This is a genomic window from Blastococcus capsensis (assembly GCF_030165005.1).
Lineage (GTDB): Bacteria > Actinomycetota > Actinomycetes > Mycobacteriales > Geodermatophilaceae > Blastococcus > Blastococcus capsensis.
On record NZ_JASNNW010000002.1, the window covers coordinates 1 to 19,099 of the forward strand.

20 protein-coding genes are annotated in these 19,099 nt (G+C 75.1%); 9 read left to right on the forward strand and 11 right to left on the reverse strand.

Features of this window, described 5'->3' with window-relative positions:
- Positions 1 to 368: 368 nt before the first annotated feature.
- Positions 369 to 575 (forward strand): hypothetical protein, encoded by a 207-nt coding sequence (locus QOZ86_RS02345; RefSeq protein WP_284490342.1) that lies wholly within the window; start codon positions 369 to 371, stop codon positions 573 to 575.
- Positions 576 to 583: 8 nt separating this feature from the next.
- On the opposite strand, the gene QOZ86_RS02350 is transcribed toward QOZ86_RS02345, so the two are convergent.
- From QOZ86_RS02350 to QOZ86_RS02360, 3 genes are read right to left on the reverse strand one after another with little or no spacing between them, the layout of a single operon-like run.
- The gene (locus QOZ86_RS02350) at positions 584 to 1,207 is read right to left on the reverse strand and encodes an alpha/beta hydrolase family protein (RefSeq protein ID WP_284490343.1); all 624 of its coding nucleotides are present in this window, start codon (positions 1,205 to 1,207) and stop codon (positions 584 to 586) included.
- Complete coding sequence (locus QOZ86_RS02355; protein WP_284490344.1) at positions 1,204 to 1,875, reverse strand: HAD-IA family hydrolase; 672 nt, start codon at positions 1,873 to 1,875, stop codon at positions 1,204 to 1,206. Before QOZ86_RS02355 ends, QOZ86_RS02350 begins: the two co-directional genes overlap by 4 nt.
- Before the next feature lie 4 nt (positions 1,876 to 1,879).
- Entirely contained in the window at positions 1,880 to 2,575 is a 696-nt protein-coding gene (locus QOZ86_RS02360; RefSeq protein WP_284490345.1) for a DedA family protein, read from the reverse strand.
- 72 nt (positions 2,576 to 2,647) lie between these two features.
- Between QOZ86_RS02360 and QOZ86_RS02365 the strand changes: the two genes are divergently transcribed.
- From QOZ86_RS02365 to QOZ86_RS02375, 3 genes are read left to right on the forward strand one after another with little or no spacing between them, the layout of a single operon-like run.
- Positions 2,648 to 3,946: an amidohydrolase family protein gene (locus QOZ86_RS02365; RefSeq protein ID WP_284490346.1), complete on the forward strand. Its 1,299-nt coding sequence runs from the start codon at positions 2,648 to 2,650 to the stop codon at positions 3,944 to 3,946.
- A complete protein-coding gene (locus QOZ86_RS02370; protein WP_284490347.1) occupies positions 3,943 to 5,487 on the forward strand; it encodes a phytoene desaturase family protein in 1,545 nt (514 codons plus the stop codon). Before QOZ86_RS02365 ends, QOZ86_RS02370 begins: the two co-directional genes overlap by 4 nt.
- Before the next feature lie 56 nt (positions 5,488 to 5,543).
- Positions 5,544 to 6,941 carry a radical SAM domain-containing protein gene (locus QOZ86_RS02375; RefSeq protein ID WP_284490348.1) on the forward strand — a complete coding sequence of 466 codons (1,398 nt, stop codon included), beginning with the start codon at positions 5,544 to 5,546 and terminating at the stop codon, positions 6,939 to 6,941.
- Here the strand turns inward: QOZ86_RS02375 and QOZ86_RS02380 are convergent.
- The 6 genes from QOZ86_RS02380 to QOZ86_RS02405 are packed head-to-tail and all read right to left on the reverse strand — an operon-like array spanning position 6,938 to position 11,322.
- Positions 6,938 to 7,294 carry a cupin domain-containing protein gene (locus QOZ86_RS02380; RefSeq protein ID WP_284490349.1) on the reverse strand — a complete coding sequence of 119 codons (357 nt, stop codon included), beginning with the start codon at positions 7,292 to 7,294 and terminating at the stop codon, positions 6,938 to 6,940. The genes QOZ86_RS02375 and QOZ86_RS02380 overlap by 4 nt on opposite strands.
- A gap of 30 nt (positions 7,295 to 7,324) precedes the next feature.
- Positions 7,325 to 8,422 carry an ABC transporter ATP-binding protein gene (locus QOZ86_RS02385; RefSeq protein WP_284490350.1) on the reverse strand — a complete coding sequence of 366 codons (1,098 nt, stop codon included), beginning with the start codon at positions 8,420 to 8,422 and terminating at the stop codon, positions 7,325 to 7,327.
- Positions 8,419 to 9,204, reverse strand: coding sequence for an ABC transporter permease (locus tag QOZ86_RS02390; protein WP_284490351.1), 786 nt, complete (start codon positions 9,202 to 9,204; stop codon positions 8,419 to 8,421). Before QOZ86_RS02390 ends, QOZ86_RS02385 begins: the two co-directional genes overlap by 4 nt.
- On the reverse strand, positions 9,201 to 10,061 hold the full coding sequence (locus QOZ86_RS02395) for an ABC transporter permease subunit (RefSeq protein ID WP_284490352.1): 861 nt from the start codon (positions 10,059 to 10,061) through the stop codon (positions 9,201 to 9,203). The genes QOZ86_RS02390 and QOZ86_RS02395 overlap by 4 nt, the downstream gene beginning before the upstream one ends.
- An 11-nt stretch (positions 10,062 to 10,072) precedes the next feature.
- Positions 10,073 to 10,981, reverse strand: a complete 909-nt coding sequence (locus tag QOZ86_RS02400) for an ABC transporter substrate-binding protein (protein WP_284490751.1) — start codon at positions 10,979 to 10,981, stop codon at positions 10,073 to 10,075.
- Entirely contained in the window at positions 10,867 to 11,322 is a 456-nt protein-coding gene (locus QOZ86_RS02405; RefSeq protein WP_284490353.1) for a type 2 periplasmic-binding domain-containing protein, read from the reverse strand. Before QOZ86_RS02405 ends, QOZ86_RS02400 begins: the two co-directional genes overlap by 115 nt.
- A gap of 164 nt (positions 11,323 to 11,486) precedes the next feature.
- On the opposite strand from QOZ86_RS02405, the gene QOZ86_RS02410 reads away from it, so the two are divergent.
- Positions 11,487 to 12,113, forward strand: a complete 627-nt coding sequence (locus tag QOZ86_RS02410) for a CDP-alcohol phosphatidyltransferase family protein (protein WP_284490354.1) — start codon at positions 11,487 to 11,489, stop codon at positions 12,111 to 12,113.
- A 9-nt stretch (positions 12,114 to 12,122) separates the two neighbouring features.
- On the opposite strand, the gene QOZ86_RS02415 is transcribed toward QOZ86_RS02410, so the two are convergent.
- Entirely contained in the window at positions 12,123 to 13,553 is a 1,431-nt protein-coding gene (locus QOZ86_RS02415) for a dihydrolipoyl dehydrogenase family protein (RefSeq protein WP_284490355.1), read from the reverse strand.
- A 71-nt stretch (positions 13,554 to 13,624) separates the two neighbouring features.
- On the opposite strand from QOZ86_RS02415, the gene QOZ86_RS02420 reads away from it, so the two are divergent.
- Entirely contained in the window at positions 13,625 to 14,719 is a 1,095-nt protein-coding gene (locus tag QOZ86_RS02420; protein WP_284490356.1) for a flavin-containing monooxygenase, read from the forward strand.
- Here QOZ86_RS02420 and QOZ86_RS02425 read toward each other — a convergent pair.
- A complete protein-coding gene (locus QOZ86_RS02425) occupies positions 14,703 to 15,506 on the reverse strand; it encodes an MBL fold metallo-hydrolase (RefSeq protein ID WP_284490357.1) in 804 nt (267 codons plus the stop codon). The genes QOZ86_RS02420 and QOZ86_RS02425 overlap by 17 nt on opposite strands.
- Before the next feature lie 63 nt (positions 15,507 to 15,569).
- On the opposite strand from QOZ86_RS02425, the gene QOZ86_RS02430 reads away from it, so the two are divergent.
- The 3 genes from QOZ86_RS02430 to QOZ86_RS02440 all read left to right on the forward strand — a co-directional run bounded on the left by QOZ86_RS02430 (position 15,570) and on the right by QOZ86_RS02440 (position 19,012).
- Positions 15,570 to 17,081 carry a TldD/PmbA family protein gene (locus QOZ86_RS02430; RefSeq protein WP_284490358.1) on the forward strand — a complete coding sequence of 504 codons (1,512 nt, stop codon included), beginning with the start codon at positions 15,570 to 15,572 and terminating at the stop codon, positions 17,079 to 17,081.
- A complete protein-coding gene (locus QOZ86_RS02435; RefSeq protein WP_284490359.1) occupies positions 17,078 to 18,481 on the forward strand; it encodes a metallopeptidase TldD-related protein in 1,404 nt (467 codons plus the stop codon). The genes QOZ86_RS02430 and QOZ86_RS02435 overlap by 4 nt, the downstream gene beginning before the upstream one ends.
- A 228-nt stretch (positions 18,482 to 18,709) precedes the next feature.
- On the forward strand, positions 18,710 to 19,012 hold the full coding sequence (locus tag QOZ86_RS02440; RefSeq protein ID WP_284490360.1) for a hypothetical protein: 303 nt from the start codon (positions 18,710 to 18,712) through the stop codon (positions 19,010 to 19,012).
- The last annotated feature ends 87 nt before the right edge of the window (positions 19,013 to 19,099 follow it).

Here is a 19,099-nt window from a genome sequence, read left to right on the forward strand (position 1 = left end):
CAACGGACGACTCGAGCACCTCCGAGGCTCCGCTCTCGGCTTCCGCAACCTCACCAACTACATCGCCCGAAGCCTGCTCGAGACCGGCGGGTTCAGGCCGCGACTACACCCTCGATCGTGAAGAGCCACAAATCCAAGTTGATCGCATTCCTGCAGGAGCGGCTGAATCCGCACCTGGTCAAATGGGCGTGCCGGAAATACAAGCGATTGCACCGTGCCCAAGCCAAGGCCCGCAGGCGACTCGCCCAGATCGCCAGCACAAACCCGGGCCTGTTCGTTCACTGGCGGCACGGAGCACTCCCGAGTGGTTCAACGACGGGAGCCGTGTGACGGGAGACTGTCACGCACGGTTCTAAGAGCGCCGGGGGGTGAAATTCCCCCCGGCGACTCGCCACCGGCTCAAGACCTTCGCCCCGGGCTGGCAGCACACCATGAGCGACGACGGCGTGCTCACCGTCATCACACCCTCCGGCGTGACCCGGATCAGCCGGCCGCCCGGCTTCCGCGTGCTCACCGGACCACCGGAACCACCGCCGCCGCCACCGGACCCGGCGGACGACCCGCCACCCTTCTGACCCGGCCGTCAGGCCGGGAGCACCTCGGCCAGCCAGGACGCGGCGGCCGCGCCGACGACATCGGGGTTCTTCTTGAGCGAGTGGTCACCGGGCACCGCGTACACCGACGCGCTCGGGCGGCCGGTGAGCACGGCGGCGACGTCGGCGGGTGCCCCGAACGCGTCCCGCTCGCCCTGGACCACCACCAGCGGCAGCCCGACGCCGGTCAGCTCGCCGGCGCGGCTCTTCTCCGGCCGGCCCGGCGGGTGCAGCGGGAAGGCCAGCGCCAGCACGCCGTCGGCCCCGACCTCGGCGGCGGTCCGGCAGGCCACCCGCGCGCCGGCGCTGCGGCCACCCACCACCAGCGGCCCGGCCAGGTGGCCCGTGCCCGAGAGGTGCGCGAGCACGGCTCGCCAGCCCTCGTCCAGCCGCGCGGGCGCCGGCGCGATCTTCTTCCCCGCGACCCGCCACGGCTGCTCCACGCGCAGCACCCGCCAGCCGGCCTCGGCGGCGTCCCGCGCCACCGCCACCAGATCGGCGGCCCCCACGCCACCCCCGGCGCCGTGCCCGAGCAGCAGCGTCCCCCGCTGCCCGCCGTCCGTCAGGTGGGCGCGGGCCGGGCCGTGCGGGGTGTCGATGTCGAGGGCGATCACCGCGGCGGCAGCGCCAGCAGCGCGTCCACCGCCCCGGCGAGGTCACCGGCCACGACGTCCGCCTCGCCGTACACCGTGGGGAAGATGCGTTCGCTGCGCGGGAACCAGGCACCGGTGAGGCCCGCCCGCTGCGCCCCCTGCACGTCCCAGCCGTGCGCGGCCACCAGCGCCATCCGCTCCGGCGCGACGTCGCAGATGCCTGCCGCCCACACGTAGACCTCGCGGGACGGCTTCCAGACGCGGATCACCTCGCTGGACAGGCTCCGCTCGACCAGCGGGGTCACCCCACCGCGCTCCAGACCTGCCTCGGCCACCCCGGGCGAGCCGTGCGTCAGCGTGATCACCCGGACGCCGGCCTCGGTCAGGCGGCGCAGCGCGGGCTCGACGTCGGAGTGCGGCGCCAGTTCCCCGAAGGCGTCCGCGACCGCCGCGCGCCGGTCCGCGGACAGGTCGGTCTCCTGGGCCAGCGCGTCGTCGAAGGCGTCGCGGAAGCGGCACCACGAGCCGACGGCGGCCGCGGCGAAGCCGGTGAGCAGCGTGCGCGCGAACACCGTGCTCAGCAGCGACCCGGCCTCGCCGGCCTCGACGAGCGCCGCCCGGACCGGCGCGAGGTCCAGCAGGGTCTCGTTCACGTCGAAGGCGACCACGTCCGGCCGGGTGCGGCTCATGCGGTCATGCTCCCGGGCGGCCGGAATCCTCGCTCGGCGTCCCCGGGCCGGGCGCGGTCGTCCCCGCCCGCCGGTGGTGGTGGACGTCGCGGTAGCGCTTGACCACCAGGTAGGCCAGACCCAGCGCGACGGCGGCGACGAGCGCGTAGTCGACGTACTTGAGGTTGTCCTGGATGAAGTTGCCGGCGAGCACACCGAGGCCGATCAGCAGGGCGTTCCAGATCAGGCTGCCCGCGGCGGTGTAGACGATGAACTGCAGGAACGGCATCCGGACCACGCCCGCCGGCACGGAGATGAAACTGCGCACGATCGGCACCATCCGGCCGAAGAAGACCGCCGCCCGGCCGTGCCGCTCGAACCAGGCGAAGGTCTTGTCGACGTCCGCGGTCTGCACCAGCGGCAGCCGGTCGAGGAAGGCGTGCGCCCGCCGCGGCCCCAGCGCCCGGCCCACGTAGTAGAAGAAGATCGCGCCGATCACCGAGCCCAGCGTGGCGAACAGGACGACGGCGACCGCGTTCATCTCGCCCTGGCGGATCAGCACGCCGGCCAGGCCGAGCACCGCCTCGCTCGGGATCGGCGGGATCACCGTCTCGAGCAGGATGCTCAGCCCCACCCCTACCGGGCCCAGCGTGTTGACCAGGTCGAGCAGGAATCCGGTGATGCCACCCTCGTCGGAGGCTGCAGCGGCGAGGAACGACATGTCCCCCACGGTATCGGCGGCTCCGGCCCGCCGCCGCGCCCCCGGGCCGGGCCCGGGCTAGGTTCGGGAACCATGCGGCAGCGCTTCACCGCCCGGGCCGTCGTCGTCGGCGACCGCGGCGGCACGGTCCTCCCCGATGCGGTGCTGGACGTCACCGACGGCCTGATCGAGTGGGTCGGGCCCGCCGCCGAGGCGCCACCGGCCGGGGACGCCGACGTGGTGGCCCTTCCCGGGGTGCTCACCCCGGGCCTGGTGAACAGCCACTCGCACGCCCCGATGGTGCTGTTCCGCGGCCAGGGCGAGGGTCTGCCCCTGGACCGCTGGCTGCGCGAGGTCATGTGGCCGCGGGAGGCCCGGCTCACCCCCGATGACATCGAGGTCGCGATGACCGCCGCATCCGCGGAGATGCTCGCCGGCGGCGTCACCACCAGCGTCGAGATGTACTTCCACCCCGAGCGGATCGCCGCCGCCGTCACCGCGACGGGCGCCCGCGCGGTGGTCGCCACCCCGCTGCTGCCCCTGCCGGGCATGCCACCCGTGGCCGAGCAGCTGGACGCCGCCGTCGCCCTGGCCGCCGGCGCACCCGGCGACGGCGCCGTCGAGTACGGCATCGGGCCGCACGCCGCCTACACCGTTCCGCTCCCGGTGCTCGCCGACGCGGCGTGGGCCGCGCGCGAGCACGGCCTCCTGCTGCACCTGCACGTCGCCGAGACCGCCACGGAGGGCGACGACCTGCTCGCCGCGCACGGGCTCTCGGTGCCTGCCCTGCTCGCCTCCTACGACGTGCTGGGCGGGCGGGTCCTCGCCGCGCACTGCGTGCACCTGGGCGACGGCGACCTCGAGCTCTGGCAGGAGTACGACGTCGCCGTCGCGCACTGCCCGGCCAGCAACGCCAAGCTGGCCAGCGGCGTCGCGCCGGTGCGTCCGATGCTCGACCGCGGCATCCGGGTGGGGCTGGGCACCGACGGGCCGGCGTCCAACGACTCGCTCGACCTGTTCGCCGACCTGCGGCTGGCCGCCGGGATGGCCCGGCTGCGCGAGCGGTCGTCGACCGCACTGACCGCCGCCGAGGCGTTCTGGCTGGCCACCGGTGGCGCCGCCGACGCGATCGGCCGCCCGGACCTGGGGCAGCTCGCCGTCGGCCGGCGGGCCGACCTGGTGCACGTCGACACCCGGGACCTGGGCTTCGAGCCGGTCGGCGACCCGGCCGACGTGCTGGCCCACCTGGTGTGGTCCGGGGCGGGCCGGCACGTGCGCGACGTCTGGGTGGGCGGCCGGCCGGTGATGCACGACGGCGCGTCCACCACCGTGGACGTCGAGGCGCTGCGGGCGGACGTCGCGGCCCGGGCCGCCCGGCTGGCCGGCGCATGACGCGGAGCCGACCCCCACGGGTGCTCGTCGTCGGCGGCGGGCACAACGGGCTGGTCGCCGCCTGCTACCTCGCCCGCGGCGGGGCGGACGTGCTGGTGCTGGAGCAGGCAGACCGGCTCGGCGGCGGCTCCCGCACCGAGGAGGTGCTCCCCGGCCACCGCTTCGATCTGCACTCCGCCGCGCACAACATCATCCAGGCCACCGGCATCATCGAGGACCTCGACCTGGCCGCGGCCGGGCTCGAGTACCGGGAGATGGACCCGTTCTCGGTATCGGTGTTCCGCGACGGTCGGATCGTCCGGTTCTTCCGGGACGTCGGTGCGACGGTGGACTCGATCGCCGAGACCGACGCCGCCGAGGCCCGCCGCTACGCCGCCTGGATGCGCGCGGCGATGCCGGTGGTCCACGCGATGCGCGGTGCGCTCGACGGCCGGCGGGGCCGGCTGCCCGGCCGCGCCGTCGCCGCCGGGCAGGCGCTCGCCCGCAACGGTGGGCCGCTCGGGCTGGCGCAGCTGCTGCTCTCCCCCTACGGGAAGCTCCTGGAACAGCGCTTCGCCACCGACCTGGTCCGCGCGCCGGTGTCGGCGTTCGCCGCGCACGCCTCGGCACCGCCGGACACCCCCGGCAGCGCGACCTTCGCGCTGTGGCAGGCCTTCTACCACCAGGTGGGCCAGTGGCACGCCGTCGGCGGTGCCCAGGGCCTGACCGACGCCCTCGTCCGGCGGTTGTCGGACCTGGGCGGGGCCTGGCGCACGGGGGCGCCCGTGGGACGCATCCTGCGCAGCGGCGACCGGGTCACCGGCGTCGAGCTCGAGTCGGGCGAGCGGCTGGCCGCCGACGCCGTCCTCAGCGCGATCTCCCCCGGCACCGCGCTGCTCGACCTGCTCGACCCGCCGCTGGCCGGTCAGGAGGCGGACCGGCTGCGCAGCACCACCCGGAGCAACGCCGTCCAGCTGCTGGTGCACGTCTCGACCACCGCGCTCCCGGCCTACCCGGGGGCCCGCCCCGGCGACTGGAACGGGCTGCAGTCTTTCGTCGACGGGCTCGACTCGCTGACCGACGGGTTCGCCGCAGCGCGAGCCCGGTACCTGCCCGACGACCCGGTGCCCACCTACGCCTTCACCCCGTCGGCGCTGGACGACTCGCTCGCCCCGTCGGGGCGGCACACCGTCTACCTCGCCTGCCCGTGCGCGCCGTACCGCGTCCGTGGCGGATGGCCCGCGGTCGCCGAGGAGTTCGCCGACCGGATGATCGCCACGGTGGAGGCACGTGCGCCCGGGTTCACCGCGTCGATCACCGGCCGCTCGGTGCGCACCCCCGAGACGATGGCGGCCGAGCTCCGCTGGCCCGGTGCGCACCCCATGCACGGCGACCTGAACCCCGACCAGCTCGGCCCCTTCCGGCCGACCCGCGCCCTCGCCCGGCACCGCACGCCGGTGCGCGGACTGGTCGTCGCCGGGGCCGGGACCGCGCCGGTGGGCGGTATCGCCGGGGCCAGCGGCCGGGCAGCAGCACGGGCGGTGCTGCGTACCCTCGGCTGAACCGATCCGTGGCACGCGACCGAACGGGGGCCACGATCCACATCGAGGAGGACGGCATGGGACTGCGTGCACGGTGGCGGGACCTGCGGGAGCGCACCCGCCCGGTCCACCCCGAGACGGCCCGCGCGCTGCGCGAGCGCTGGGCGGCGCTCCCGGCGCACGTGCAGACCCCGGCGCAGAGCCTCGGCCGGCACGCCGTGGGCTGCGAGGGCACCCACGGCGTCTTCCCGAAGTGCAACCTGACCTGCACTCCCTGCTACCACTCGGCCGACGCGAACAAGGTCCGGGTCGACGGCGGGCACACCCTCGGTGAGGTCACCCGGCAGATGGCCTACCTGCGCGAGCGCCGCGGCCCGTACGCCCACGCCCAGCTGATCGGCGGGGAGGTCAGCCTCCTGGCCCCCGACGACCACGCCGCCGCGCTGCAGGCCATGCGCGACGCCGGCCGGTCGCCGATGTCGATGACGCACGGCGACTTCGACCCCGAGTACCTGCGGGCGCTGGTCACCGGCCCGGACGGGACGCTGCGGTTCGACCGGGTCAGCTTCGCCGCTCACGTCGACTCGCTCATGCGCGGCCGCCGCGGGGCGGTGCGGCCACGCAGCGAGGCCGAGCTGGACCCGTTCCGCGAGCGGTTCGTGCAGATGTTCCGCGACCTGCGGGCCGAGACCGGCCTGCGCTACTACCTGGCGCACAACATGACCGTCACGCCCGCGAACGTCGGGCAGGTCGCCGAGACGGTGCGCGAGGTGATCGGCATGGGTTACTCGATGATGAGCTTCCAGCCGGCCGCGCACGTCGGCGACGAGCGGCGGTGGAAGGAGTCCTACACGGCGGTCGACGCCGACGCCGTCTGGGCGGAGCTGGAGAGGGGCATGGGCCAGCCGATCGCCCACCAGGGCGTCGAGTTCGGCGATCCGCGCTGCAACCGGGTCGCCTTCGGGTTCCTGCTCGACGGGCGCTGGCACCCCTTCGTCGACCCCGGGGTGCCGGCCGAGATCGCCGCCCGCGACGCCTTCTTCGCCCACTACGGCGGTATCGCCTTCAGCAACACCCCGCCGGCCCTGCTCCTGGTCAAGGTGCTGCGCGCCGCGCACCACCACCCGGGCGACCTGCGAACCGCGCTGCGCTGGGCGCACAGCCTGCTGCGCCGGGCCGGTGGGCTGCGGAGGCTGGTCCGAGGGGCCCGTTCGGGCGCTCTCGGGTTGATGACGTTCGAGGTGCACAGCTTCATGGACGCCGCCGACGTCGGGCCGGCCTGGGAGCTGATGCAGCAGGGGGTCCAGGCCGACGACCCCCGCATCCGGGCGACGCAGGAGCGGTTGGCCGCCTGCACCTACTCGATGTCCCACCCGGAGACCGGGCAGCTGGTGCCCGCGTGCGCCCAGCACTCGGTGCTCGACCCGGTCGAGAACGCCGGGCTGCGGAAGCTCCTGCCGCTCACCCCGGTCTAGGCGGGTGGCGCGTCGCGGCCGGCCTGCCGCGCCGGCGGTGCGGTGGCCTCGACGGCAGTGAGCTCCTCGACGATCTCGTAGGTGTGCTCGATCCCGGCCGGCACGACCCACGAGTCTCCCGGCGCGAGCTCCAGCGCCTCGTCGCCGGTCACGAGCCGCGCCCGCCCGGAGATCACGTATCCGACCGTCTCGTAGTCGCGCGCCGCCTGCGGCTTGCCGCTGCTGGTCGGCTGACCGGACCAGAGCCGCATGGCGACCCGGGACCCGGAGGCCAGGTACCGCTGGCCCATCCCGCCGGTGCCCGCCGCGGTCACCGTGATCTTGTCGACGCCCTCGCCCGTGTACTCGGTCATGGGGAATGCGCTACCCGGACCCGGCCCGGCTCATGCCCGCGCCCCGTCGGCGACCGGGTCGTCGGCCGCGTCGTCCACCGGCACGACCCAGCGGTCCCCGGCCGGCAGTCGCAGTCCGACGGTCCCGCCGGCCGCCACATCGTGCCCCGGGCCGAGTTCGGCGTCCACCGTGGTGGTCCCGCCGTCGCCGGTGACCTCCACGGTGACCAGCGCGCGCAGCCCGCGCGGGCGCACCCGGACCGCGCTCCCGACGGCGTCGGCGGCGGGATCGGCGGCCGTGGTCACCTGCACCGCCTCGTGCCGGACGACGAGCACGGCGGGGCCGTCCGGCACCGGCGCGGGGAGGTCGAGCGAGCCCAGCGGTGACTCGTGCCGCCCGTCGCGCACCACACCGGCGACCTCCGTGCGCCCGCCCAGCAACCGGCTGACCGTGAGCGAGGCTGGACGGGCGTAGAGCGCGCGCATCGGCCCGGCCTGCAGCAGCCGCCCGCCGTCCAGCACGGCGACGCGGTCGGCCAGCGTGTCGGCCTCCGCGTGGTCGTGCGTGACCAGCAGGATCGTCGGGTCCAGGCGCATGCGCAGGTCGGCCAGCAGCTCGTGCATCTCCTCGCGCAGCCGGGCGTCGAGAGCGCTGAACGGCTCGTCGAGGAGCAGCACGCGCGGCTCGGCGGCCAGCGCGCGGGCCAGGGCCACCCGCTGCTCCTGCCCGCCCGACAGCGCGCGTGCCGGCCGGCCGCCGTAGCCGCCCAGCTGCACCAGCTCGAGGAACTCCTCCGCCCGCCGCCGCGCCGTCCGTCGCGGCACCCCGCGCACCCGGTCGGCGAAGGCCACGTTGTCCCGCACGGACAGGTGCGGGAACAGCAGCGGCCGCTGGAAGACCATCGCCATGCCCCGGCGCTCGGGCAGGACGCCGGCCAGGTCGACACCGTCGAGGTGCACGCTGCCCGCGGTCGGCTCGTCGAGCCCGGCGGTGAGCCGCAGCACCGTGCTCTTGCCCGACCCCGAGGGCCCGAGGATGGCCACGCAGGAGCCGGCGGGCACCTCCAGGTCGAAACCGTCCAGGGCGGGCGCCGAGCCCGTGCCGTGCACCCGGGTCAGCCCGGCCAGCCGCAGCGCGCCGCCGCTCACCGCCGCCTCCGTCCCAGCGAGCCCACCACGAGCAGCAGCGCGACCGGCGGGAGGATCGAGGTGAGCGACAGGATCGCCACCTGGGCGTCGCTCCCGGTCGCCGACGCCGCGGACGCCACCAGCAGCGGCAGCGTGGTCAGCCGCCCGCCGCCGACCAGCACGGTCACGATGTAGTCGCTCCAGCCGACCAGGAACGCGAGGAACGCCGCCCCCGCCAGCGCCGGGGCGACCAGCGGCAGCTGCACCGAGCGCACCGTCTGCCAGCGGGTGGCGCCGAGCACGCGTGCCTCGTCCTCGAAGCCCCGGTCGTGCGCGGCGTAGGCCGCCCGCATGGTGAGGGTCGTGTACGGCAGCGCGGCGACGACCAGCAGGACGACGACGCCTCCCACCGCCGGGACGCCGAGCCGCAGCAGCAGCACGTCCAGGCCGAGGGCCACGGCGAACGGGGGGAGCGCCAAGGGGGAGAGCAGCACGGCGAGGACGGCGGTGCCGGCCGGCACCTGCCGCGAGGCCAGCGCCCGCCCGGCCATGGCGCCCAGCGGGGTGGCCAGCAGCGCGACGACGGCGCCGAGCAGCGTCGAGGTCAGGAACGCCCCGCCCGCCCCGGCGGCCAGCGCCTCCTCCGCACCGCGGGTGCCCCACTCCTGCGGCAGGACGGCCGGGAAGGTCCACCGGTCGGCGAAGGCCCACAGCAGCAGCGGGACCAGCGGCAGCACCAGCCACAGCGCCAGCAGCGTGCGCCCGGTGCGGGAGGCGGCCCGGACCGCCCGTACGGCGGTCATCGCTCGGCCGCCAGCCGCCGCAGGGCGCGCAGCGACAGCAGGACGACGACCAGCGCCAACCCGGCTGTCGTCAGCGCGACCGCGGCGGCCTGCGGCCGGGCGGCCAGGTCGATGGAGGTGAACAGCCGGTAGGCCAGTACCGGCAACGGCTCGGGGTGGGCGCGGCCGAGCAGTGCGGCCACCTCGTAGGACCCCAGCGTGTACACGAAGCTGACCGCGGCCGCGCCGCCCAGCGCGGGCGCGGCCAGCGGCAGGGTGACGTGCCGCAGCCGGGCCCAGCGGCCGGCGCCCAGCAGCGCCGCCGTCTCGCCGTAGGACGCCGCCCGGGAGGAGAGCACCCCGGCGACGACGAGCGCGACGAACGCCGATTCCTTCCAGGCGTACTCGGCGACGACCGCCGCCCACAGCGGGCCGCCCACCAGCGGCGGCCACGAGGACGGGTCGACGCCGAGCAGCCGGGCCAGGAAGCCGGCGTCGGCCAGCAGCAGGCCCATGGCGGCCGCCCCGACCAGGTGCGGGATGGGGATGGTGAGCGCGGCCAGTGCGCCGAGCAGCCGGCTGCGGCGGACCGCGGCGGTCGCGGCCAGGGCCAGGCACAGCCCGACGACGGTGGCCACGAAGGTGGCGGCGGCCGCGATGCCCAGGGAGAGGCCGATGCCGGTGCCCAGGTCGCCGGCGGCGTCCCGGTAGGCGTCCAGGGAGAGCCGCGGCTCGCCCACCAGCGGCGCGAGCCCCAGGCTGAGCAGGGCGGCGGAGGTGAGCGCGGCGCCGACGACGGCGACGACGGGGACGAGCGCCGGGAGCACCAGCAGGACGGCGCGCCCCCGCGGTCCGGGCCGGCGCCGGGTCGACGTCACGCCGGAGCTGCTCAACCGGCGGCGATCTGCCGGCGCCAGCCCTCGTCCAGGGCGGTCACCCACTCCGCCTCGACCTCGGGGTCGGCGCCGTCGCTCAGCTCGGCGTACGGGGGCAGGACCTCCGACTGCGGCAGGGCCTCGAACTCGGCCCGCACGTCCTCGGGCAGCAGGTCCTGATCGAGGACCGTGTACTGGCCCCAGACCTCCGGGCGGGCCTTGGCCAGCTGCTGCTCGGGCGAGAGCGCCAGGTCCGCCACCACCATGGCGCCGGCCCGGCTGCCGGACGTGGCGGGGATGGCCAGGAAGGACACGTTGCCGATCGTGCCGTCCTCCACCAGCAGCACCCGGGTCGTCTCCGGAAAGGTGCCGTCGGCCACCAGGTCGGGCAGCGTCGCCGGGCCGTAGGTCATGGTGAAGTCGACCTGGCCGTCGGCGTACAGCTGGTCGAGCGCGCCGAGGTCCTGGGGGTAGGTCTGCCCCTCCCGCCACAGCGCCGGCTCGATGTCCTGCAGGGTCTCGAACAGCTCGGGGGCCAGCTCCTCGTACGCCTCCTGGGAGAACTCCAGCGGCACCTCGTCGACCCCGCCGGACACCTCGTACAGCACCTGCCGCACGAACACCGACCCGGTGAAGTCCGGAGGCGCGGGGTAGGTGAAGCGGCCCGGGTGCTCCTCGATCCAGGTCAGCAGCTCCGCGACGCTGCCCGGCGGGTCCGCCACCCGCGCCTCGTCGTAGACCAGCGCGAACTGGGCCTTGTGCCAGGGCGCCTCGCAGCCGTCCACGTCCAGCCCGAAGTCGGTGCTGATCAGCGGGTCCTCGGGGTCGACGTACGCCATGTTGGGCAGCATGGACGTCCAGCCGCACAGCCAGGCGCCGGCCTGCTGGCCGGTGGCGAAGTTCTCCCCGTTGATCCAGACCAGGTCCACTCGCCGTCGGTCACGTCGGCCTGCCGCTCGGAGAGCACCCGGTTGACCGCGTCGCCGGTGTCGGCGATCGGCACCCGTTCCAGGGTCACGCCGAGCTCGGCGGCCGCGGGGGCGAGGACGTCGTCGACGTAGGCGTTGCCCTTGTCGTCGCCGCCGTACATCCACAGCCGCACGGTCTGGCCGTCCGCGTCGGCGAGGACGTCGTCCCAGTCGCGGTCCGGGGCGACGGCGGGGTCACCGGCCGGTGCCGAGCAGGCGGTCAGCGTGAGGGCGAGCGCGCAGGTCGCCGCGGCCGCCCAGCGGGCTCGTCGGCTCGTGCGGCGGCGTGCAGCCATGGCGCAGGTCCTCCTGTAACTGGGATCGTCGGCGCCGTCCCGCGCCCGGACCGGGTTCGTCTCCGACCGGGCATCTGGATGCGGCCGTCGGACAGGTCTGGGACAGGATCGTGCCCGACCTGATGTCCCGCCGCCACGCCGGCGACCGGTTCCGGAGGTGCCCAGTGCTCGATGCGGCTGCGCGGCGCGTGCTCGACGTGCCGCTGGCGCGCGCCGCGGGCGCGCTGGACCGGTCGTGGCTGAGCCCGGACCGGCTGACCGCCGCCGGGCTGGTCCTGGGCCTGGGCAGTGCGGTGGCCGCAGGCCTCCAGGCGTGGACGGCGGCGCTGGTGCTGTGGCTGGTCTCCCGGCTGGCCGACGGGCTGGACGGGCCGCTCGCCCGGCGGCGGCGCGCGGCCGGTGCGCCGGGGGACGCCGGCAGCGGCGGGTTCTTCGACATCACCGCGGACTTCTGCGTCTACGGCGCCACGGTGCTGGGCGTGGCCATCGGCGCGACCCGTGGCTTCGACGCCCCGTGGGAGCCCTTCGCGGTGGTCCTGCTGGCCTACTACGTGAACGGAACCGCGTTCCTGGCGTTCTCCTCGATCGCCGAGCGGTCCGGCCGGCAGCTCGACGACGGCCGGTCGCTGTCGTTCCTCGGCGGGCTGGCCGAGGGCACCGAGACGATCGCCGTCCACGCGTTGTGGTTGCTGCTGCCCGCGGTGGCCTGGCAGGTGGCGTGGGTCTGGGCGGTCGTGGTGGCGGTGTCCGCCGCGCAGCGGATGGTGGCCGGGTACCGCTCGCTGCGCTGACCGCCGCGGTCAGCGGCGGTCGAGCAGGCGGCCTCGCACGGCGACGAACGCTCGGAGCACCCCGCGGACCACGGGCCGGGCGAAGCGGGCGCGGACGTCCTTCACAGCGGCGTCGACCAGCGCGTCGTTGTAGGTGGGGTAGGCGTGCGTGGTCCCGGCCAGGTCGGCGGTGGTGAGGCCTTTGCGGACGGCGAGGGTGAGCTCGCCGAGCGTCTCACCCGCACGGGGGCCGACGACGACGCCGCCGACCAGCCGCCGCCGGCCGTCGGTGACCAGCGAGGTGAACCCCTCCGTCACACCCTCCGCGACGGCGCGGTCGACCGAGGAGTGCGCGACGCGGCGGACGGTCAGCCCTCGTTCCCGCGCCTCGGCCGGGCTCACGCCGACCGAGGCGACCTCGGGGGACGTGTAGGTGACGCGGGGGACGACGGGGTCGACGGTGCGGCGCAGCCCGAGGACGGCGTTGCCCGCGGCGATGCTGCCGTGCATCCCGGAGACGTGGGTGAAGTACGGCTTGCCGGTGACGTCGCCGGCAGCCCACACCCGCGGGTTGCTGGTGCGCAGCGAGTCGTCGACCGCGACGGCGCCGTGCTCGTCCAGCTCCACCCCGGCGGCGTCCAGGCCGAGGTCGCTCGTGCGCGGACGGCGGCCGACCGCGACCAGCAGCCGGTCGAACGGCACCGAGCTGCCGTCGTCCAGGTGCAGCAGGCCGGGCTCCACCCGCGTCCCCTCCGCGCCCAGCCGGAGCTCGACACCGTCGCGGCGCAGCGCCGCGGCCACCAGGGCGGCGGCGTCGGCGTCCTCGGGCCCGAGCACCCGGTCGGAGCCGTCGACGACGGTCACCTCCGCGCCGAGCCGGGCGAAGGCCTGACCGAGCTCGCAGCCGATCGGCCCGCCGCCGAGCACGACCAGCCGGCGGGGGAGTTCCTCGAGGTCCCACAGCGTCTCGCTGGTGAGCGCGTCGACGGTGCCGAGGCCCTCGATCGGCGGCACCAGCGGGGCGGCGCCGGTGGCCAGCAGCGCCGCGCGGAAGCGGACCGGCCGCCCGTCGACGAGCGCGGTGTCGGACCCCGTCAGCACCGCGGTGCCCAGCACCACGCGGACGCCGGCCGCGGTCAGGGACGCGGGGGAGTCCTTCGGCTGGATCGTGGCGATGGCGCTCTCCACGTGGGCGCGCACCCGCGCGAAGTCGACGGTGACCTCCCCGGTGCCGACGCCCAGGCGGCCGGTCCCGCGGGCATCGGCGGCGGCGGTGGCGGCGGCGAGGACGGCCTTGGAGGGGACGCAGCCGGTCCACAGGCAGTCGCCGCCGGTCCGGTCCTGCTCCACCAGCATCGTGCGCGCCCCGAGGGTGGCGGCGGTGTGCGCCCCCACGAGCCCGGCGGTGCCGCCGCCGATGACCAGCAGGTCGACGGTGTCGCTCGTCGGGGGCTTCGGCACGGGGCGGCTCCTGCGGGATCGGTGGTGGCGTGGTCGTCCCCACGCTAGGTGGGCAGGGCAGGATGCGGGCGGTGAGCGAGCAGCAGCCTGCGGTCGACGTCCTCGTGATCGGGGCCGGGCAGGCGGGCCTGGGCACGGCCCACCACCTACTCCGCGCGGGCGTGCGCGACGTCCTCGTGGTGGAGGCCGCCGACGCGATCGGGCAGGTCTGGCGGGACCGCTGGGAGAGCCTGCAGCTGTTCACCCCGCGCCGGTTCAGCTCGCTCCCGGGTCCGCGCTTCCCGGCCGGGCCGACGGCGACGCCCTCCCGGCTGGAGATGGCCGACTACCTGGCGGGGTACGCCGCCCGCCTCGGGCTGCCGGTGCGCACGTCGACGCCGGTGCAGCGGCTCGCGGTGGAGCACGGGACGTTCGTGGCGCACACCCCGCGCGGCGCCGTCCGCGCCCGGCACGTGGTGCTGGCGACGGGCGCCTACCGCCGGCCGCGGGTGCCCGACGCGGCCGGGGACCTGGACGGCTCGGTGCACCAGCTGCACTCGTCGTCCTACTGGCGGCCCGACGACGTGCCCGACGGGCCGGTGCTGGTGGTCGGCGGCGGCAACTCGGCCGCCCAGCTGGCGATGGAGCTCGCCGGGAGGCACGAGGTGACCGTGGCCGCGCCGGTCGTGCCGCGCTTCCTGCCCGAGCGGGTGCTGGGCGTGAGCATCTACTGGTGGCTGCTGCTCAGCGGGGTGCTGAACGCCGGGGCGGCGACGCCGGTGGGCCGATTCCTGCACGCGCGGCACGAGGCGGTGCTGGGCCGGCAGCTCCGCCGGGCGGTGCGGGCCGGCGTCGTGCGGCTGGTCGCCTCACCGGTGGTCGCTGCCGACGGCCGGCGGGTGCGCCTGGCAGACGGCGCGGAACTCCGGCCGCGGACGGTGCTGTGGTGCACCGGCTTCCGGCCCGATACCGGGTGGATCGACGTCCCCGGCGCGCTGGCCGACGTCGGTGCACCGCGGCACGAGCGCGGGGCCTCGCCGGTTGCCGGGCTGCACTGGATGGGCCTGCCGTGGCAGACGCGGGTCAACAGCTCGCTGATCGACGGCGTGGACCGGGATGCCCGGATGACCGCCCGCCGGATCGCCGCCGACCTGGGTACGCGCGGGCCGGTCAGGCGCGCAGGCTGATCGTCTCGCCGCGGTAGGCGGGGCGCACGGTGCCGGGCAGCTCCCGGCGGGCGACCTCGGCGACGAACTCGCCCAGGGGCGAGGCGAACAGACTGTAGTCGTCGTAGTGGACGGGCACGGTGACCGGGGGCTTCAGCAGCTCCACGAGATCGGCGCCCTGGCGGCCGTCCATCGTCACGGTCAGCCCCAGCACCTTGGTCCCGCCGAGATGCGGGATGACGACGTCGAGGGGGCCGCACCGCTCCAGCACCTCGCCCAGGAACGGCCGGTACAGGGTGTCGCCGCTGATGTAGCCGCGCCAGCTCACCTCGCCGTCGCGCACGAGCTCCAGCACGCTGCCCATCACCTGGGGCAGCAGCCGCGAGAGCGGGCCGGGCCCGTGCACGCCGGGCGCCGACGTGACCCGCAGCGCCTCGCTGTCGCGGGAGAACACGTGCGTCTGCCAGGCCCGCAGGTCGGCGGTCCCGGTGAACCCGCGGTCGGCGAGGCACGTCGCCGCCTCCGGGGTGGTGACGACCGGCGTCTCCTTGGGCAGCGACTTCGTGGCGATCCGGTCCCAGTGGTCCCCGTGCATGTGCGACAGCAGGATCCCGTCCAACGCCGGCAGCTGGGTGGGCAGCAGCGCGGGTTCGGTCAGCCGCTTGCTGCGCAGCCCGTAGCCCAAGCGCGCCCGCTGGCCGCGGTGCAGGAAGTTCGGGTCGGTCAGGAGCGTGAAGCCGCCGATGCGCAGCAGCATCGTGGCGTTGCCGCCGAAGGTCATGGTCACGTCGTCCGCGCGCTCGGCCATGCGCGGGCCCTTACCCGGGGCGTGCCGCCTCACCCCTGCCCCCGCCGCTGGTAGACAGGATCCGTGTCAGCACCCCGCGCCATCGACGAGGCGTTCCTCGCGCTGCCGCTGTCCGCGCTCACGGAGGCCGCGCTGACCCGGGCGGTCGACCTCGGCTGCGAGCACGCCGATCTCCGGGTCGAGCGGATCCGCACCCAGACGATCAGCCTGCGCGACGCCCGCCCCGAGGCGTTCACCGACGGGGAGGACCTGGGTCTGGCCGTCCGCGTGGTGCACGAGGGCACCTGGGGCTTCGCCGCGGGCGTCGTGCTCACCGCGGCCGAGGCGGTGCGGCTGGCCGAGGAAGCCGTGGCGGTGGCCCGGGTGGCCGCCGCGCTCAACCAGGACCGGGTGGAGCTCGCGCTCGAACCCACCTACGACGGCACCTGGATCTCCGCCTACGACATCGACCCCTTCACCGTCCCGGACGGGGAGAAGTCCGCGCTGCTCACCGAGCTCTCCGAGCGGCTGCTGGCCGCCGACGGCGTCGAGCACGTGCAGGCCACCTGCATGCTGGTCAAGGAGCAGAAGTACTACGCCGACACCGCCGGCACCCGCACCCGCCAGCAGCGCATCCGCATCCAGCCGGAGTTCACCGCGCTGACCGTCGACCGCGCGACCGGCTCGTTCGAGAGCATGCGCACCCTGGCCCCGCCGGTCGGCCGCGGCTGGGAGTACCTCACCGGCACCGGCTGGGACTGGCGCGGAGAACTCGCCGAGCTGCCCGAACTGCTGCGGGAGAAGACCAAGGCGCCCTCGGTGCAGGCCGGCCGCTACGACCTCGTCGTCGACCCCTCGAACCTCTGGCTGACCATCCACGAGTCGATCGGCCACGCCACCGAGCTGGACCGGGCGCTGGGCTACGAGGCCGCCTACGCCGGCACCTCCTTCGCCACGCCCGACCGGCTCGGCACCCTGCGGTACGGCTCCGCGCTGATGGACGTGACCGGCGACCGCACCGCCCTGCACGGCCTGGCCACCGTCGGCTGGGACGACGAGGGCGTCGCCGGCCAGCAGTGGGACATCGTGCGCGACGGCGTGCTGGTCGGCTACCAGGTGGACCGCAACATGGCCCGGCGGCAGGGCATGGCGCGCTCCAACGGGTGCGCGTTCGCCGACTCGCCCGGCCACGTGCCGGTGCAGCGGATGGCCAACGTGTCGCTGCAGCCGGCGCCCGACGGCCCCTCGACGCAAGCGATCATCGCCGGGGTCGAGCGCGGCATCTACGTCGTCGGCGACAAGAGCTGGTCGATCGACATGCAGCGCTACAACTTCCAGTTCACCGGCCAGCGTTTTTACAAGATCGAGAGCGGGAAGCTGGCCGGCCAGCTGCGCGACGTCGCCTACCAGGCGACGACGACGGACTTCTGGGGCTCGATGTCGGCGGTCGGCGGCCCGCAGACCTACGTGCTCGGCGGTGCCTTCAACTGCGGCAAGGCCCAGCCCGGCCAGACCGCGGCGGTCAGCCACGGCTGCCCGACGGCGCTGTTCGAGGACGTCACCATCCTCAACACCGTCGAGGAGGCCGGCCGATGAGGTACCAGCGTCCGCAGGATGTCGTCGAGCAGGCGCTGGCCGCCTCCACCGCCGACGGGCAGATCACCGTCGTGGTCGAGGGCTCGGAGGCCAACCTCCGGTGGGCGGGCAACAGCCTCACCACCAACGGGGCCATGCGCTCGCGCTCGGTCGTGGTCATCTCCTTCGTCGACGGCGGGGCCGGGATGGCCGCCGGCACGGTGTCCCGGAGCGGCACCCCGGACATCGTCGAGCTCGTCGCCGCCAGCGAGCGCGCCGCCCGCGACGCCGGCCCGGCCGAGGACGCGATGCCGCTGATCGCCCCTGGTCCTGACGGTGGTGCGCTTCCCGGGGCCGGCGACTGGGCCGCCGACCCGGCGGAGACCTCCATCGGCGTCTTCGCCGACTTCGCCCCCGCGCTGGGCCAGGCGTTCGGCGAGGCGCGCGACCGCGGCGAGCTGCTGTTCGGGTTCGCCGAGCACACCATGCGCAGCACCTACCTGGGCAGCTCCACCGGGCTTCGGCTGCGGCACGACCAGCCCACCGGCCGGTTGGAGCTCAACGGCAAGACCCCGGACTTCGGCCGCTCGGTCTGGGCCGGCACGGGCACGCGGGACTTCACGGACGTGTCGGTGGCCGACCTGGCCGCCGACGTGGAGCGGAAGATGGCGTGGTCGCAGCGACGGGTGGACCTGCCGGCCGGGCGCTACGAGACGTTGCTGCCGCCCTCGGCGGTCAGCGACCTGATGATCTACCTCTACTGGACGATGGAGGCCCGGGACGCCGACGAGGGGCGCAACGTCTTCGCCCGGCCCGGCGGGGGCAACCGCACGGGTGACCGGCTGGCGGCCCTGCCGCTGACGCTGCGCAGCGACCCCGGTTTCCCCGGCCTGGAGGCCGCGCCGTTCCAGGTGGTGGGCTCGTCGTCGGGCTCGGCGTCGGTGTTCGACAACGGCATGGCGACCCCTGCGGTCGACTGGATCTCCGAGGGGGTGCTCGCCAACCTGATCCGTCCCCGGGCATGGGCGCTGAAGACCACGGCGCCGGCCACCGCCGCGGTCGACAACCTGATCCTCGAGCAGCCGGGCGTCACGGCCACGCAGGAGGAGATGGTGGCGGCCACCGACCGGGGGCTGCTGCTTACCACCCTCTGGTACATCCGCGAGGTGGATCCGCAGACCCTGCTGCTCACCGGGCTGACCCGCGACGGCGTGTTCCTGGTCGAGAACGGCGAGGTCACCGGTGGGGTGAACAACTTCCGGTTCAACGAGTCGCCGGTCGACCTGCTGGGCCGTGCGGTGCAGGCCGGCGTCACCGAGCGCACCCTGCCGCGGGAGTGGAACGATTGGTTCACCCGCACCGCCATGCCGGCCCTGCGGGTGCCGGACTTCAACATGAGCAGCGTGAGCCCGGCCAGCTGAACGCGGCGGTCGAATGACAACAGCGTAGTTCTCACAAGTGGATCGTGAACCGCTGGCGGAAAGTGCCGGGGACGAAACGTATCGACGGAATTACGCTCGGTTGCGAAAGTACTGGCGGCTGAGAGCTTTACCCCGGGCCTGGATGTGCCGAAACCTCTCGTACCCCAGTTCTTCTGGGAAACCGAACGCAAGCCCCGCTTCCCACGGGGCTGTCGAGGGGAGGACTCCGTGAGCAGGAGTCGCAAGCCGTCCGTCTTCCAGGTGGGCAAGGTCCGCGACGACGGGCACACCGTCGTGATCTCCGGCTGGGGCCTGGGCCTCTGCGCCGCGGCCTGCGCCTGCCACCGCCACCCCTCCGCCGGTCACCTGGCCATCGCCGAGGACCAGGCCGGCGGTTCCATCGGCCTGGCGACCTTCCGCGAGGGAGGCTGCGACTGCTGCGAGCCGTGGACCTCCGAGGAGCTCGCGGCCATCCTGCGCGACTTCGAAGCCGTGGCCGGCCTCGAGGCGCAGGAGCGCCTCGCCGGCTGACCGGCTCGCTGCCTCCCACGTGCCAGGGCGGCAACCCGGCTGCGCGACGCCCGCGAGCTCGGGGTGGTGCCCGGCGAGATGACGCCG